Origin of the sequence: Flavobacterium sp. NPDC079362 (assembly GCF_050267765.1) — a bacterium.
Classification (GTDB): domain Bacteria; phylum Bacteroidota; class Bacteroidia; order Flavobacteriales; family Flavobacteriaceae; genus Flavobacterium; species Flavobacterium azizsancarii.
Genome location: NZ_JBNNFM010000004.1, coordinates 160,595 through 177,508, shown reverse-complemented (window position 1 = coordinate 177,508; position 16,914 = coordinate 160,595). Strand labels below are relative to the sequence as shown.

General features: G+C 35.4%; 8 protein-coding genes. All 8 read left to right on the top strand.

Annotation, left to right across the window (positions count from 1 at the left end):
* The first annotated feature begins 3 nt into the window (after window positions 1–3).
* The 8 genes from ACQKCJ_RS06175 to ACQKCJ_RS06140 all read left to right on the top strand — a co-directional run bounded on the left by ACQKCJ_RS06175 (window position 4) and on the right by ACQKCJ_RS06140 (window position 16,887).
* Entirely contained in the window at window positions 4–2,334 is a 2,331-nt protein-coding gene (locus ACQKCJ_RS06175; RefSeq protein WP_427401619.1) for a DUF5703 domain-containing protein, read from the top strand.
* A 6-nt stretch (window positions 2,335–2,340) separates the two neighbouring features.
* Window positions 2,341–4,788 (top strand): pectate lyase family protein, encoded by a 2,448-nt coding sequence (locus tag ACQKCJ_RS06170; RefSeq protein ID WP_427401618.1) that lies wholly within the window; start codon window positions 2,341–2,343, stop codon window positions 4,786–4,788.
* Between the two features lie 302 nt (window positions 4,789–5,090).
* Entirely contained in the window at window positions 5,091–7,112 is a 2,022-nt protein-coding gene (locus tag ACQKCJ_RS06165) for an aceric acid hydrolase (RefSeq protein WP_427401617.1), read from the top strand.
* Window positions 7,113–7,186: 74 nt separating this feature from the next.
* Window positions 7,187–8,173: a pectinesterase family protein gene (locus tag ACQKCJ_RS06160; RefSeq protein ID WP_427401616.1), complete on the top strand. Its 987-nt coding sequence runs from the start codon at window positions 7,187–7,189 to the stop codon at window positions 8,171–8,173.
* Window positions 8,174–8,186: 13 nt separating this feature from the next.
* Window positions 8,187–8,969, top strand: coding sequence for a rhamnogalacturonan acetylesterase (locus ACQKCJ_RS06155; RefSeq protein ID WP_427401615.1), 783 nt, complete (start codon window positions 8,187–8,189; stop codon window positions 8,967–8,969).
* 739 nt (window positions 8,970–9,708) lie between these two features.
* Window positions 9,709–13,101 (top strand): SusC/RagA family TonB-linked outer membrane protein, encoded by a 3,393-nt coding sequence (locus tag ACQKCJ_RS06150; protein ID WP_427401614.1) that lies wholly within the window; start codon window positions 9,709–9,711, stop codon window positions 13,099–13,101.
* 18 nt (window positions 13,102–13,119) lie between these two features.
* On the top strand, window positions 13,120–15,096 hold the full coding sequence (locus ACQKCJ_RS06145; protein ID WP_427401613.1) for a RagB/SusD family nutrient uptake outer membrane protein: 1,977 nt from the start codon (window positions 13,120–13,122) through the stop codon (window positions 15,094–15,096).
* A gap of 87 nt (window positions 15,097–15,183) precedes the next feature.
* On the top strand, window positions 15,184–16,887 hold the full coding sequence (locus ACQKCJ_RS06140; RefSeq protein ID WP_271334164.1) for a polysaccharide lyase: 1,704 nt from the start codon (window positions 15,184–15,186) through the stop codon (window positions 16,885–16,887).
* Window positions 16,888–16,914: the final 27 nt, after the last annotated feature.

Sequence of the window (16,914 nt, the reverse complement as noted above, 5' to 3'; positions counted from 1 at the left end):
ACGATGAGAAATAATATACTATTTATACTTTTCTTTATAACGCTTTTTAGTAAAGCGCAAATTCCCGCGCTCAATAACTACAATCAAATCTGGAATACGCAAAGCAATAATGCGTCAGAATCAATGCCCTTAGGCGGTGGTGATATTGGCTTGAATGTTTGGGTAGAAAAAGGAGATTTGTATTTTTATTTTTCGCGCAGCGGAACTTTTGATGAACATAATACTTTATTGAAATTAGGTCGCGTAAAAGTGACTTTAACACCAAATCCGTTCAAGGATGATAAAGGTTTTTATCAGGAATTGGTATTGAAAGACGGTCATGTTCTGATTGCTCAAAATAGTACCAAAATCAAGGTTTGGGTAGATGTCTTTAAACCTGTAATTCATCTGGATTTAGAAAGTAAAATGCCCCTCAAAATGACCGCTTCTTATGAAAGCTGGCGTTATAAAAACAGAGATTCGAAAGGAAAAGCAAATAATGCCAATTCTTATAAATGGGTACCTCAGGGAGATATTATCACGTACAAAGATTCTGTTTCATTTGAAAATAATGGCGTAAAATTCTATCACAGAAATCGAGAACAAACTATTTTTGATGTTGCGGTAAAACAACAAAAAATGGAATCCGTAAAGCATCAAATGCTGAATCCTTTGGCGAATCTTACTTTTGGCGGATTCATGACCGGAAATAATTTAAAACCGGACGGAAGTTATACCGGAATGTATCAAAATACAGATTTTAAAGGATTTAGTCTTTCAAGTATAAAACCTTCAAAAAAGCATTCGCTAGCACTTTATTTAAATACAAGCCAAAAAGATATTCAGACTTGGAATACGGATTTAAAAAATCAAATTTCATCAAATAAAAATACTGTAAAACAAGCAGAAAAAAACACGATCAAATGGTGGAATAATTTCTGGAACAGAAGCTTTATTTATACACAAAAAAGCAATTCTATAGCAAAGGATTCTGTCTATCAGATTGGGCAAAACTATCAATTATTTCGCTATATGTTAGGCTGCAATGCGTACGGAAAATATCCAACGAAATTCAATGGCGGACTTTTTACGGTTGATCCTGTTTTTACAAATCCCGATTTGAATTTTACACCTGATTTTAGGAATTGGGGTGGTGGAACGATGACAGCACAGAATCAAAGATTGGTTTATTTTCCGATGATAAAAAGCGGTGATTTTGATATGATGAAATCGCAGTTGGATTATTACCTGAGCCTGCAAAAAAATGCCGAATTAAGAAGTCAGGTTTATTGGAAACATAACGGTGCATCTTTTACAGAGCAATTAGAAAATTTTGGTTTGCCAAATCCTGCTGAATACGATTGGAAACGCCCCGCAGATTACGATCCAGGAATGGAATATAACGCGTGGTTAGAATACGAATGGGACACGGTTTTTGAGTTTTGCCAAATGATGTTGCAACAAAAAGAATATGCAGGAGAAGACATTCAGAAGTACAATCAATTTATTATTAGTTGTCTTCGTTTTTTTGATGAACACTATCAATATTTAGCCAAACAAAGAGGTCGAAAAGCGTTGGATGGTAATGGACATTTGGTTCTTTATCCCGGTTCAGCAGCAGAAACGTATAAGATGACGTATAATGCCAATAGCACGATTTCGGCTTTGCAAGTAATTACAGAGCAGCTTTTAAACCTTTCACAAAAAGAATTACCCAAAGAAGATCTAGAATACCTGAAAGGATTTCAAACCAGGATTCCGCCTTTGAATTTCGGAGAGATAAACAATAAAAAAGTATTAGTTCCTGCAAAAACATGGGAGCGAATTAACAATTCTGAAGTTCCACAATTATATCCGGTTTATCCGTGGGGAATTTACGGAATCGGGAAACCGGATTTAGAAACAGCCTTAAATACATGGAAATATGATACTGATGCGGTAAAATTCAGAAGTCATGTGGGCTGGAAACAGGATAATATTTTTGCAGCAAGATTAGGATTAACCAATGAAGCAGCAAAATATAATGTGTTTAAAATGGCCAATTCAGACCGAAGATTTCCCGCATTTTGGGGTCCGGGTTTCGATTGGGTTCCGGATCATAATTGGGGCGGATCAGGAATGATAGGAATGCAGGAAATGTTGTTGCAGGAAAACAACGGGAAGATTTATCTTTTTCCGGCCTGGCCAAAAGAGTGGAACGTTCATTTCAAACTACATGCAAAACAAAATACAACTGTTGAAGCTGAACTTATAAATGGCGAATTAAAAGTTTTAAAAGTGATTCCGGAAGAAAGAAAAAAAGATGTGATAAATCTGCTGGACAAAACGGTAGAAGAAAAAATAAAAATAAATTAAAAAAACATGATACAAAAATTAGTTAGTTCCTTTGCTTTAGCATTACTTTTTGCTGCAAACGGACAAGCACAATCTGAAAAACAAATCGTTAAAGTCGATTTTGATTTTTTTCAAAGAAGATTAGAAGAAGTTCACGATCCCAGTTATGATTCCTGGGTAATCACCGATGCAAAAGAAGCGGAGAAATCCTTTAATAATGTAACCTTTAAACTAAAAGGAAACTTTACATCAAAATGGTATAAAGTAGGTATGAATGCGCCTTTTTATAACAGATTAGGAAGTGACGGTCTGGTTACTGCTGAAAATTTAGAACTAAAAATAAGCGGATTAAAAGAAGGGAAACATACTATGCTGACTTTTCATAACGCTTTTGATGTGATTACAGGAAAGACTTTTTCACCCATCAAAATTTATGTAAACGGAAAATTAGCAGAAACTGTCAATGCAAGTCAAAGAGCGAATGCTAAGATTGATGCTGCAATGGTATATCTTATTTTTAATGCTGAGAAATCTAAGGATGTGATCATTCGATTTGAAATAGATCCAACCACAAATCCTGATGTGGTAAAACAAATTGTGATCAATGGTTTTGAGATTGACACACCAAATTTAATGAATCAAGCGCGTACTCCGGAACCTAAAAACAGAGACGAGCATGTTGAAGTAACTAAAACTCTGATCTTAAAATGGGATGCTCCAAAAAGCGTTGCAGCCCATAAATTGTATTTCGGAGAAGATGAAACTGGTGTGAGCAATGCGACAGAATCTTCAAAAGAATTTAAAGGAAAATTAACTGATAAATCTTTTTCAGTTTCTGATTTATACAGCGGTACAACCTATTACTGGAGAGTTGATGAAGTAGATCATAAAGGAGAAGTGACTTTGGGAAATGTATGGTCATTTAAACCGGCACAATTGGCTTTCCGCGGAGCTGAAGGATACGGACGTTATGCAGTAGGAGGAAGAGGTGGAAAAGTGGTAGAAGTTACCAATTTAAATGACGATGGTCCCGGAAGTTTACGTGATGCTGTAAATCAGGAAATTGGTCCAAGAACGATTGTTTTTAATGTATCCGGAAATATAAAACTGGCATCAAGATTAGTAGTAAATCAGCCTTATATTACAATCGCAGGACAAACTGCTCCTGGTGAAGGAATTACATTGAGCAGAGCTCCAATTGGGCTTACCGGAAATGACGGTATTGTTCGATTTTTGAAAGTGAGAATTGGCGGAGGTACAACTTTTGACGGAATGGGATTAACGGGTGCAAATTATAGTATTATTGATCATTGCTCGATTAGCTGGACAATTGACGAATCGTTTAGTTCTCGTGGTGCGCATCACATTACGTTACAAAGAACACTAATTTCTGAAGCATTAAATGTGGCAGGACACGATAAATACGAAGCTGGAAAAATGCACGGTTATGCAGCAACAATTGGCGGTGATATAGGTAGTTTTCATCACAATTTATTGGCGCACAATTACGGTCGTAACTGGAGTATTGGCGGAGGCTTAAACGGAGATGGTTTCTATTCCGGCAGGTTAGATATCACCAATAATGTAGTATACAACTGGGGACATCGTACAACTGATGGCGGTGCAAATGAAGTTAATTTTGTCAATAATTTTTACAAGCCCGGAGCTTCAACGAATATTTTTGTAGCGTTAAATGCGCAGCATGAGGGAGTTGGAAAAGGAATGCAGCGTTATTATTTTAATGGGAATGTGATGCCGGGTTATTTCGATGAGAAATCTCAGGAAAAAGGAAGAAAAATGACCGTATCAAATAGAGAGATGGTCAATTATGAAACTTTCGTCGATAAGCCATTTTTTCCATCATTTGTGACTACTCAGTCGGCTAGAGCGGCTTATAAAGATGTACTTTCAGATGTGGGTGCGAATCAGCCTTTCTTTGACAAACACGATAACCGAATTGTCGATGAAACTTTAAAAGGAACTTATACTTATAAAGGCAGCAAAAGTGGTTTAGGCGGAATGATCGATAATGAAGCGGATGCCGGAGGATGGCCCAATTTTGCCACAGAAACCCGCCCAGCTGATTTTGATACCGATCATGACGGATTACCAAATTGGTGGGAAAAAGCATTTGGCTTAAACGAAAATTCTAAAGCAGGAGATTTTTCGGATGCCAATTCAGACACAGATAAAGATGGTTTTACGCAATTAGAAAATTATTTAGATTGGCTGGCAACGCCTCATTATTTTATTAATTCCGGAGGAAAAGTGGCTTTTTCAGTGCAGGATTATTTCAAAGGATATGAGAAGAAACCGGTTTATACATTCTCTGAAGTAAAAAATGGGAAAGTTACTTTAAAAGGAAAAGAAGTTCAGTTTACTGCAACCAATAAAGGTTTTGCATCTTTCATCATTTCAGTAAAAGATGCTGATGGAGACTCAATGAGCCGTGTGATTAATTTCTTTGTCAAATAAAAAAGTTTGCCACTAATTACACTAATTTCCACGAATTAATTATCAAAAAAATTAGTGCTAATTTGTGGAATTCGTGGCGAAAAAACAGCACATAGATGAAGCAGATCTAAACGGATTCACGCAGATTTTTTTAATAATACAATTAAAATATAATCTGCTCAAATCTTTTTAAATCTGCGTGAAAAAACAGCACACAGATTTTACTTATATGAGCGGATAAAAAAAATCCGTAATAATCCGTGTTTTGCTTTAGCAATCCGTGTCATCAGCGTTACAACCACAATACCAAGAACATATTCAAAATGAAAAAGCATATAATCTTATTATCGACAATACTTTTTTCTACTTCCTTTTTGGCACAGAACAAAGGATTAGTAGCCAATTCTGAAAGCCCATATTCTAAATTACAAAGTGTTGGTCTTCAAGATGTAAAATGGACAAACGGTTTCTGGAAAGAACAATTTGATGTAGAAACTAAAAATACGTTGCCATATATGTGGAATTTGTATCATAACGATTCGGTTTCACATGCTTATAAAAACTTCGAAATTGCAGCAGGATTGATGAAAGGAAAATTCAGCGGACCTTCTTTCCATGATGGAGATTTTTATAAAATTTTTGAAGGAATGGCGGCCACTTATGCGGTAACAAAAGATAAAAAACTGGATCAGCAGATGGATAAAGCGATTGCACTTTTTGCAAAAGTACAGCGCAAAGACGGTTACATTCATACTCCGGTTTTAATCGATGAACGTTGGGGAACTTTAGGTCCGGAAGAAGTAAAAAAACAATTGGGTTTTGAGAAATACAATATGGGACATTTGATGACGGCTGCCTGTATTCATTATCGTGCTACCGGAAAAATAAATTTTCTGAATATAGCAAAAGGAGTTGCTGATTATTTATATGATTTTTATAAAAAAGCATCACCGGAATTGGCGCGAAATGCTATTTGTCCATCACATTATATGGGAATTGTCGAAATGTACCGAACCACCAAAAATCCAAAATATTTAGAGCTTGCCAATAATTTAATAGATATTAGAGGAACGACAGAAGACGGAACTGATGACAATCAGGACAGAGTTCCGTTCAGGCAGCAAACTACTGCAATGGGGCATGCTGTAAGAGCCAATTATCTTTACGCTGGCGTTGCTGATTTGTATGCAGAGACCGGAGAAAAGAAATTACTGGACAATCTCGAATCGATTTGGGATGATGTTACCTATCGAAAAATGTATATTACCGGAGCATGTGGGGCTTTATACGATGGAGTTTCGCCAGACGGAACTTCTTATGATCCTACTGTCGTTCAAAAAATTCATCAGGCTTATGGACGACCATTTCAATTGCCAAATGCTACGGCGCATACAGAAACTTGTGCCAATATTGGAAATGTCCTTTGGAATTGGAGAATGCTGCAAATTACAGGAGAAGCAAAATATGCTGACATTGTCGAGTTAGCACTATACAACAGCGTTTTATCAGGCGTTAATCTCGAAGGAGATAAATTCTGTTACAACAATCCGTTGAATGTTTCTGATGATTTACCATTTCATCAAAGATGGGGAAATGAACGCGAAGGCTACATTAAATTATCCAATTGCTGCGCACCAAATGTCACAAGAACCATTGCTGAAGTTGGAAATTACGCTTATAATCTTTCGAAAGAAGGTTTAATTGTAAATTTATACGGAAGCAATACTTTAAATACAAAAACATTAAGCGGAGAATCATTAGAAATAGAACAGCAAACTAATTATCCATGGGACGGAAAAATAACATTGAAAATTGTAAAAGCACCAAAGGATAAGTATACTTTCTTTTTAAGAATTCCGGGTTGGAGCAGTGGTGCTGAAGTTGCTGTAAACAATTCTAAAATTCAGGATAAAATTATTTCAGGCACCTATTTCAAAGTAAATCAAAAATGGAAAAAAGGAGATGTAATCGAATTAAATCTGCCTATGCCAGTAGAGTTGATGGAAGCCAATCCTTTAGTAGAAGAAGTTAAAAATCAGGTCGCTGTAAAAAGAGGACCTTTAGTATATTGCTTAGAATCAGATCAGCTTCCTGTGAATTCGAGTGTAAATGATGTCGTTTTAAATCTTAATTCAGATTTCAAAATTGACTTTACAGAATTAAAGAACAGAAAATTGATGACGATTGAGGCGACGTCTTTTATAGCGCAGGACAATTCATGGAAGTATTCACTTTACAAGCCAATTTCGGCAAAAGACGGAAAATCGGTAACTATAAAATTGATTCCGTATTTTGCATGGGGAAATAAAGGAAAAGGGGAGATGACCGTTTGGATGTCACACTAAAAAATAACTTATATAATCTTTGTCAAAGTTTTATACTTTGACAAAGATATTGAGATCAATTAAATTAAAAAATCATGAAATATATTCTAGCTTTATTTTTATTAGCAATCCCTTTTGTACGCGCACAAACCCTTGATAATCGGTTAGAACTAACCGTTGCAAAAGATGGATCCGGGGATTTTAAAACCATTCAGGAAGCCATTAATAATGTTAGAGATAATGCAGATAAACACGTGGTAATAACAATAAAACCCGGAGTTTATAAGGAAAAATTGGTTATTCCCGCCTCTAAAAATTTTATTACTTTAAAAGGAACTGACAGAGATAAAACTATTATTTCATTTGATGATTACTCGGGAAAACCAGTTAGAGAAATAGATGCATCTGGCAAGAAAGAATTTGGTACTTCAACTTCCTATTCGTTTTTAATACAGGGAAATGATTGTACACTCGAAAATCTAACGGTCGAAAATACCGCAGGAAAAGTAGGGCAGGCAGTGGCACTGCATATCAAAAGTGATAGGGTTATAGTAAAAAACTGCAATATTTTAGGAAATCAGGATACGCTATATTTATCCGAAGGCAATACACGCAGCTATTTTGAAAACTGTTTTATAAATGGTACAACAGATTTTATTTTTGGAGCCGCGACAGCCTATTTTTATAAATGTACTATAGAAAGTTTAAGTAATTCCTATATTACAGCTGCTTCGACTCCTAAAGATCAGCCTTATGGTTTTGTTTTTACTGATTGCAGGCTTACAGCAAAAGACAATACAGTTGATAAAGTCTATCTGGGAAGACCATGGAGACCTTATGCACAAACTGTTTTTATAAATACAGACATAGGTTCGCATATTGTACCTGAAGGCTGGAATGCCTGGATTGATACAAGATTTCCTGATAAAGATAAAACGGCTTATTATGCAGAATATGGTAGTAAAGGACAAAGTACCAAAAACGTAGCTCAAAGAGTTTCATGGTCACATCAGCTTAAAAAGGCAGATACCAATAAATACAAAAGAGAATTAGTTTTTAATGGATGGAATCCGAATAAATAACAAATAGACGCTCATGAAAAATTTCAAAATCGCTATCATTACAATAAGCTCAATTTTAATATTGAGCGCTTTTAGTTTTAAATCTAAAACCATGACAATTTATTTAATAGGAGATTCAACAGTTGCAGATTATTCGCTGGAAGAAGACTATCAAACCAAGAAATTTCCTCAGGTAGGCTGGGGGCAAATGTTTCAGCCCTTTTTCGAGAAAGACAGTTTGAAACTTGTAAAAAGTAGTATAGGAAATGCTACCGAAGTAAAAATCGATGATCGTGCCAAAGGAGGAAGAAGTACCAGAACCTTTTTTCAGGAAGGACGTTGGGCTGCTGTTTATAAATCACTTCAAAATGGCGATATGGTAATGATGCAGTTTGGACATAATGATGCATCGGTTGAAAAAACAGAACGTTATGTAAACATTGAAGGTTATAAAGAATTTTTACGCCTTTTCATCAATCAAACCAGAGAAAAAGGAGCGACACCCATACTTTTGACTCCGGTTGCGAGAAACTATCCATGGAAAGAAGTGAAGTTAACAAACGTTCATGGCGAATATCCGCAAGCGGTAAAAGATGTGGCAAAAGAATTGAACGTTAGGCTAATAGATTTAAACGAATTGTCTATGAAGTTTTTTTCTTCTAAAGGACAGGATTTTGTTACGACAAATTACTTCATGAATTTTGAGGGTGGTGTATTTCCTGCTTACCCTAACGGACAAAAAGATAATACACATTTTCAAACTGCCGGAGGGATAGAAGTCGCAAGATTAGTGTTTGATGCCATGAAAAAAGAATAGTTCTTCACCTATATGAAATTAATGTCACAAACAAATCCCGTGGCAATTCGTGACATTCGTATTATTCTTAAACTTGCGTCCAGACGGTAGGATCCTTCACTTTTTTTTCTTTTAAAAATTTGATAATCCCTTAATATCGTTAAACAAAAAAGGTTTTTTTATACTGTAAACATCTTGCCAAATTTAATTGGTCAGAATTTACGTTTAAAAAAATAAAATTTTAAAAAAAATCTATAGTAAGTTTTTATTAGTGTTTTTAATAGCTACTGTAAGTTTTTTATTAATTAACAAGTGTGTTTTTTACATGAAAACTAAAATAGAGATTAAAGACATATCTTATTTAATTGATTCTGTATCAACATACAAATTATGAGTTTTACGAATTAAGCAGCTTACAATTACTTTTACTGCTTTTTTTTCTTCTTTTTCTATAAAACAGGTTTCTGTATTGGATTATAGTCAAACATTTTCTTTATTTTTTCTGATACACATATTGTTTTTTTCTTTTTTTTATTAATATTGTTTTTTTAAGTGTAATTTTTTGAGATAATACTATTTTAACAGGATAGCACAGGACGGTTGTAATACGCAATCGTTATATTTTTGGATCAAAATTAATAAATGTGTTTTAGACATTTAATAAACGATTTAGGATTTATTTAGATTTTGTTTATTAATAAAACATATTAAACATGGCAAACACTTAAACAATTACTAACCTAACCAAAAAAAAACATTTATGAAACAAGCACTTATAAAAAGATGTAGTTTTCTTTTGTTTACATTAATGACAGTGATGAGTTATGCTCAAAACTCAACCACTTACACTGTTGTAACCGTAACAGGAACTGTTACCGACAATTTAGGAGGCCAGTTACCCGGAGTTAACGTAACTGAAAAATCTTCGAAAAATACAGTAACTACAGATTTTAACGGGCAGTATACAATAAAAGTAAAGACCGGATCGACTCTGGTTTTTTCTTTCATTGGAATGAAAAAATCAGAATTACCATTAAACGGACGCAATATCGTTAATGTAAAATTAGCCGAAGATTCTAACCAATTGGAGAATATTGTTGTTGTTGGTTACGGTACTCAAAAGAAAAGAGAACTTACTGGTGCTATTGCAACTATTAAGCCTGATGATTTAATGGATTTGCCAGCAACTAATTTATCTGACGCTTTGAAAGGATTACTTCCTGGTGTTTCCGTTACAAGTAGTTCAGGGCGTCCTGGAGATGCTGGTAGTATCCAGATTCGTCAATCTTTTGGTTTCTCAAAAGATGGAAATTCAACAATACCTTTAGTAATCATTGATGATATGATTCAGGTAGATCCTGCTAATGGTAAGCCAACATTAGAACAATTCAATAGACTGGATCCTTCTGAGATCGAAAGTATTACAGTTCTAAAAGATGGTTCTGCTGCAATTTATGGTTCTCGAGCCTCACAAGGAGCAATTGTGGTAAAAACGAAACGTGGTAAAGCGGGTAAAGCAAAATTCTCCTATAACAGTCAGTTTGCAGTAAATGATGCTGTGAGTCATAGTAAAGTTTTGAATGCTTATGAGTTTGGAGTTTTTAGCAATAGATTTAATACTTCTAGAGTAAATGCGCCAGCCGTTGTTGATCCTATTACATTATATTCTGCTTCTGAGTTAGAACAAATGAAAAGTTTGGATTATAACTGGTTAGATGAAGCATGGAAACCGGCTATTCAGCAAAAACACTCTTTTAATGTGAGCGGAGGTAATGAGGATATTACGTATTTTGCTGGTGCAACTTACCTTACTCAGGGTGCTAATTTAGGATATCAAAAATATGATAAATGGAATTTCCGTACCGGAATCAATGCCAAAATTGCTAAGAATTTAGACTTTTCTGCTTCTGTTTCCGGAAATGTAGGAACAATTGATAAATCTTTTACAAAAGCTTCAGCAAATATTAGTGACGGAAGTTATGGATCTGCTGCTGGTGGAGAACAGGCAGATTATGGATTCTTATTACACATGCCGCAACATGTGCCTTGGGAAACAATGATAGATGGGAAACAGTATTATGTGTCTCCATTCCCTAATTCAAACAAGAATTTAGGAAGCGCAAATGCCAATACTACAATTGCAGGCTGGAACTATTTTGCTAACTTAAACAATGGTTCACATCAAATTACTGATGACAATTCATTTAATGTAAATGCTTCGTTAAATTATAAAATTGCAGCGGTTAAGGGATTGTCTGTTAAAGTTACTTATGCCAGAACTCAAAGTTCTTCTTATACAGAACAGATTCAATTGCCTTATGATTTAGCCCGAATTAGAGATTATCAACTTTTAGACAGACACTTAGCTAGTGAAGCTAATCCTAGTATTTACAATGCAATAACGAATCCAACCGGTAGTTATATTATTGATACAAATGTTAGAAACTCAAGAGTTTATTATAATAATAACAATGGTAAAAGCACTCAGGGAGATTTCCTGATCAACTACGATAGAACGTTTGGAGATCATCAAGTTGGGATGATGGTAGGAGGAGAAGCATCAGAAGTTTATAATACATTTACACGTTTGGCATACGAGCAAACTGGTAAAGATTATTTAGGAGATTATCGTACAGCAGGGACATTAAATGGTTCTAATAGCCAAGCAACAAAAATAGAAGGAGGAACGCTATCTTATTTTGGGCGTTTTAATTACAGCTACAAACAGAAATATTTATTTCAATTTCTTTTTAGAAGCGATGCTTCAACAAAATTTGCTCCGGAAAAGTATTGGGGATATTTTCCATCTGCTCAGTTTGGTTGGGTAATGTCTAAAGAAAGCTGGTTTGAAAAATCAGTACCATGGGTTGATTTCCTAAAAGTTCGTTACTCGATTGGTAAAACGGGTAAAGATAACATTCAGCCATGGAGATGGTCTCAGTATTATGATCTTATCGTGGATAAAGGAACTCAGTTCGGACCTGGTGGAGGAACTAATGGCAATGGTTTAACACCTAGAGTTAATCCTAATCGATTAGTTACCTGGGATACTACTATTAAAAATAACGTGGGTCTTGATATTAATGTGTTGAAAAACAGATTAAATTTTACATATGATTTTTATTATGATAAAAACAAGGAAATGTTAACCGATATGAGTAGCGCTGTGGGAGTGCCAATTTCTGTAGGAGGAGGATATGCTGAAGAAAATTACGGAGCAATCGATGCTTGGGGATCAGAATTTAGTATTAACTGGAACGATAAAATCAAAAATAATATTAGTTATAACATAGGAATCAACTTTAGTTACAATAATAATGAAGTTAAGAGATTCCCTGACCAAGGAAATGTACTTCCGTCTAATAATGTTACAAGAGAAGGAAGATCAGTAGGATACAATCCTGTTTGGGGATTTGCAGTTTGGAAAGGAACATCTACAGGAGATGGTATTTTGCGTACAGATGCAGATATTGCAAATTACTGGGCTTACTTAACTGAACGTGCTACTGCAGCTGGTACGGTACCAAGATACTTGGACATTAATACAGCTTCTGGAATCAGAAAAGGATCTTTAGCTTATCAGGATGTTGCAGGGCAACTTAATCCTGACGGAACTGTAGCTCCGGCTGATGGTCAGATCATGAAAGAGAATGACTATGTAAAATTAGCAAACAGCAGTAGAACCTATGGATTTACGACTAATTTAGGTTTTAAAATAGATGGATTTTATCTAAGAAGTCAAATTGCTACTTCATGGGGAGGGGCTAATTTTGTAGATTTAGTAAATCAGGGTACTGCAACTGCTCATAATATGTGGTCTCGTGAAAGTTTCTGGAGTGATATGTATGCTGAGGATAATCCAAACGGAAAATATCCTAGCGTAGCACAGTGGGCTTATATGTCAAGTCCTTCAGATTTCTGGCAATTGAATACTTTCCGTTGTTTTGTCAGACAATTATCTGTAGGGTATGATATTCCTAAAAAAGTTTTTGCAGATACTAAAATTGCAGCTATAACATTAGGTATAACAGGTAATAATCTTTGGGATTTATACAATCCTTATCCAGATCATTATAGAAATATGTATGATAATTCTTCTGTAAATTATCCTACACTCAGAACCTGGACGCTTAATTTTAACGTATCATTCTAATTTAAATTAATCGCAATTATGAAAACACCAATTAAATATATAACATTATCACTATTGCTTGCTGCAAGCGCTGTTTCTTGTAGTGATGATTTTCTAAAAGACAAGAAACAATATTCATTTTACGATGACACATTCTATCAGACACAGGAACGTGCACAAGCATATGTAGACAATCAATATTATGATTTTTACAATGCATATAAGTCACCGGTAGTTACTATTATTGGTTCTTATACAGATGGAAATTCAAGATTAACGGAGGAATTAGGAGGTACTCAGGATCTTATCAATCCAAATAAAACACTTATAAATTCTATAGATGCCAATGGTTACTATGGAGGAAAATTAACAACGAGTATTAATAACACTCCTTATAACAGAATTAGAGAATGCAATGTTTTTCTGGAAGATATTGATGTAAAAGGTAGCAACTTAGATAAAACATTTCGTGATCAGGCAAAGGGACAAATGTATTATATGCGAGCTATGCAGTATTTTGATTTGATGCGTGTTTATGGAGCCGTACCAATTATTACTACTGTTCAGACCGCATCAGCTGATGATCCGTCTATTCAGCTCCCAAGAGCAAAAGTTTCTGAAGTTGTTGCTCAAATCGTAAAAGATTTAGACACAGCGGCAAGTTTATTGCCCGGAAACTGGGGTTCTGCAAGTTATGGACGTTTTACCAGAGGAGCAGCTTTGGCGCAAAAGTCCAGAGTACTTTTAACTTTTGCAAGTCCGTTATTCAATAAAAACTGGGATGGATCAAATGAGCGTTGGCAAGCAGCTTTGAAAGCTGGATTAGAAGCAGAAGCTCAATTGACACAAGATGGCTATGGTTTATACGGTAGTAATATTAAACAGTGGGAACAAATGTTTTTGATTGATAATGCTTTTTGTTCAGAGGCGATCACTGTGCAGCTTTGCGGAACAGGTGTTACGTCTAACGTAATAAACAATTCATGGGAAAAAGGAATTCGTTTATTGAGTTTAGGCGGAACAGGTGGAGGAACTGCAGCACCTAAGGAAATGATCGATTTGTTTCCGATGGGAGATGGTAGAAGACCTACTGCTGCAAATGGTTACAATGATTTTACTTTCTTCGTTAACAGAGATCCAAGATTTTACAGAACATTTGCATTCTCCGGAGCGAAATGGGGATCTAAAGAAACTCCCAATTCGGTTCTTTGGGCTTACCGTTGGGTAGATAATGGGAACAAAGCTGGTTTTTCAGATGGAAATACAGCAGTGTCAAGTCCTGCATTTGTTAGAAAAATGACGAATACTGCAGCTAGTAAAGAAACCAACTTCCAGTATTCTGGAACAGATATTTTTGAATATCGTTATGCAGAGTTATTATTGAATATTGCTGAGTGTTATGCCGCATTAGGGCAAACAGGAAATACAATAGATTATTTAGGAAGAATTAGAAATCGTGTAGGGATTCCTTCTGCAAACAATTACGGAATAGGTACGTTAGCAGATAAGTATAAAGCAATAGAAGCAGTTCTATATGAGCGTAGAGTAGAATTGGCCTACGAAGGAAAACGTTTTTGGGATGTTCAAAGATGGATGCTTTATGATAATGAGGCTCTTCCTGGCGTAACTGCTGGAACTGTTAGTAAGTTAGGTTTAGCACCTATTAATGGAACAAAACGTACAGGAAACTATTTACAGTTCAAAAATACTGCGGCATCTTCAACTACAGATCCTTTAGCAGCAGCTCGTGCAAGTATTGTAGCAGATCCGGATGCAGCTAATTTTGAAGCACAACTAACGACTTTAGCCGCTTTTTATAATACTAATTTTACGCGTACCCAACTAATTACACCTATGGATAATTTTAACGGAGGCGCTGTCAATATTAAATTCAATCCTAATTATTATATTAATGGTCTCAATACAACGGTTTTAACTTCAAATCCTTGGTTGTTGCAAACGATAGGCTGGAATGATAATTTTGGAGGACTAGGTACTTTAAATTATCAAGAATAAACATAAAACACACATAAAAACGGTCACCTGTATTCTTTTTAATACAGGTGATTTGTTTAAAAAGAATTACCAAAAGTAAAAATTAACATGAAAAATTCCGTATTATTTATCGCAACTCTGCTTTTTTTAGGAAGTGCAAAGTGTTTTGCTCAATATCCAAAACTAAGTAAAGAAGTTCAGGAACAAGAAAAGGCAATTAAAGACGAAGCTTCAAGACTTTCTGACGAAGCGTGGGAAAAAGCACTCGTAATTATCGAAGAAGAAGCTAAGCACGGAAAACCATATATTCCGTGGGCATCAAGACCAAATGATTTACCACAAGCAGAAATTCCTGCATTTCCGGGAGCCGAAGGTGGAGGAATGTTTACTTATGGAGGTCGTGGTGGAAATGTTTATACAGTAACAAGTCTGGAAGACAGAGGACCGGGAACTTTGCGTGAAGCCTGTGAAAAAGGAGGAGCAAGAATCATTGTTTTTAATGTTGCCGGAATTATCAAAATCAAAAGCCCGTTAATCATTCGTGCACCTTATATTACAATTGCAGGACAAACTGCTCCGGGTGATGGAATTTGTATTGCAGGAGAATCTGTTTGGATCGATACGCATGACGTAATTATCAGACATATGCGTTTCCGTCGTGGAGAAACTTTTGTAGGCCGTCGTGATGATGCTATTGGAGGAAATCCGGTGGGGAACATTATGATCGATCACGTATCAGCAACTTGGGGATTAGACGAGAATATGTCAATTTACAGACATATGTACAGTCCTGGTGCAGGTTATCCGGACGAAAAGAAACCTACAGTAAATATTACGATTCAAAATAGTTTATTTGGAGAAGCATTAGATACTTATAATCATGCTTTTGGAAGTACTTTAGGAGGAGAAAATTGTGCTTTTGTTAGAAACATGTGGGCAAACAATGCCGGTAGAAATCCTTCGATTGGATGGAATGGTATTTTCAATTTTGTAAACAACGTCGTTTTCAACTGGTACAACAGATCAACAGACGGAGGAGATTATACAGCAAATTATAATATCATCAATAACTTTTATAAGCCAGGTCCTGTAACTGATTTGACTCAGCCAATTAGCTACAGAATTTTAAAACCGGAATCAGGAAGAAGCAAATTGCCATATATGGTTTTTGGTAGAGCGTATGTAAACGGTAACGTCGTTAACAACAACGAAAAAGTTACAAAAGACAACTGGGACGGTGGAATTCAGATCGAAAATAAAAAAGGTGAATTAATGGCGTATGACGAAGCTAAAGATTTTTTTGCTAAAATGAAAAGCGACAGACCATTTCCGATGCCTTGGTTCAATAAATTTATGACTGCAGAAGAGTCTTATGATTTTGTACTTAAAAACGTAGGAGCAACATTACCAATCAGAGATAAAGTAGACGAAAGAATCGTAAGAACAGTAAAAACAGGAGTTCCTGAATATGCAAAAGGATTGGAGAAAAAAACATTCTACCAGTTCGAACACAGACGTTTACCGATGGATTCTTATAAAAAAGGAATTATCACGGATATCTCTCAAGTTGGAGGATATCCTGAATACAAAGGAAAACCTTATGTTGACACAGACAAAGACGGTATGCCGGACAAATGGGAAAAGAAACACGGATTAAATCCAAATGATCCTTCAGATGCTAAATTAGATACTGATAATGACGGATATTCTAATATCGAAGAATATCTTAACGGAACAGATCCAAATCAAAAAACAGACTGGAAAGATTTAAGTAACAATCATGAGACCTTAACAAAGTCCATACAAGAATAATCCAGAGATAAAGTAAGTGAAAAAATC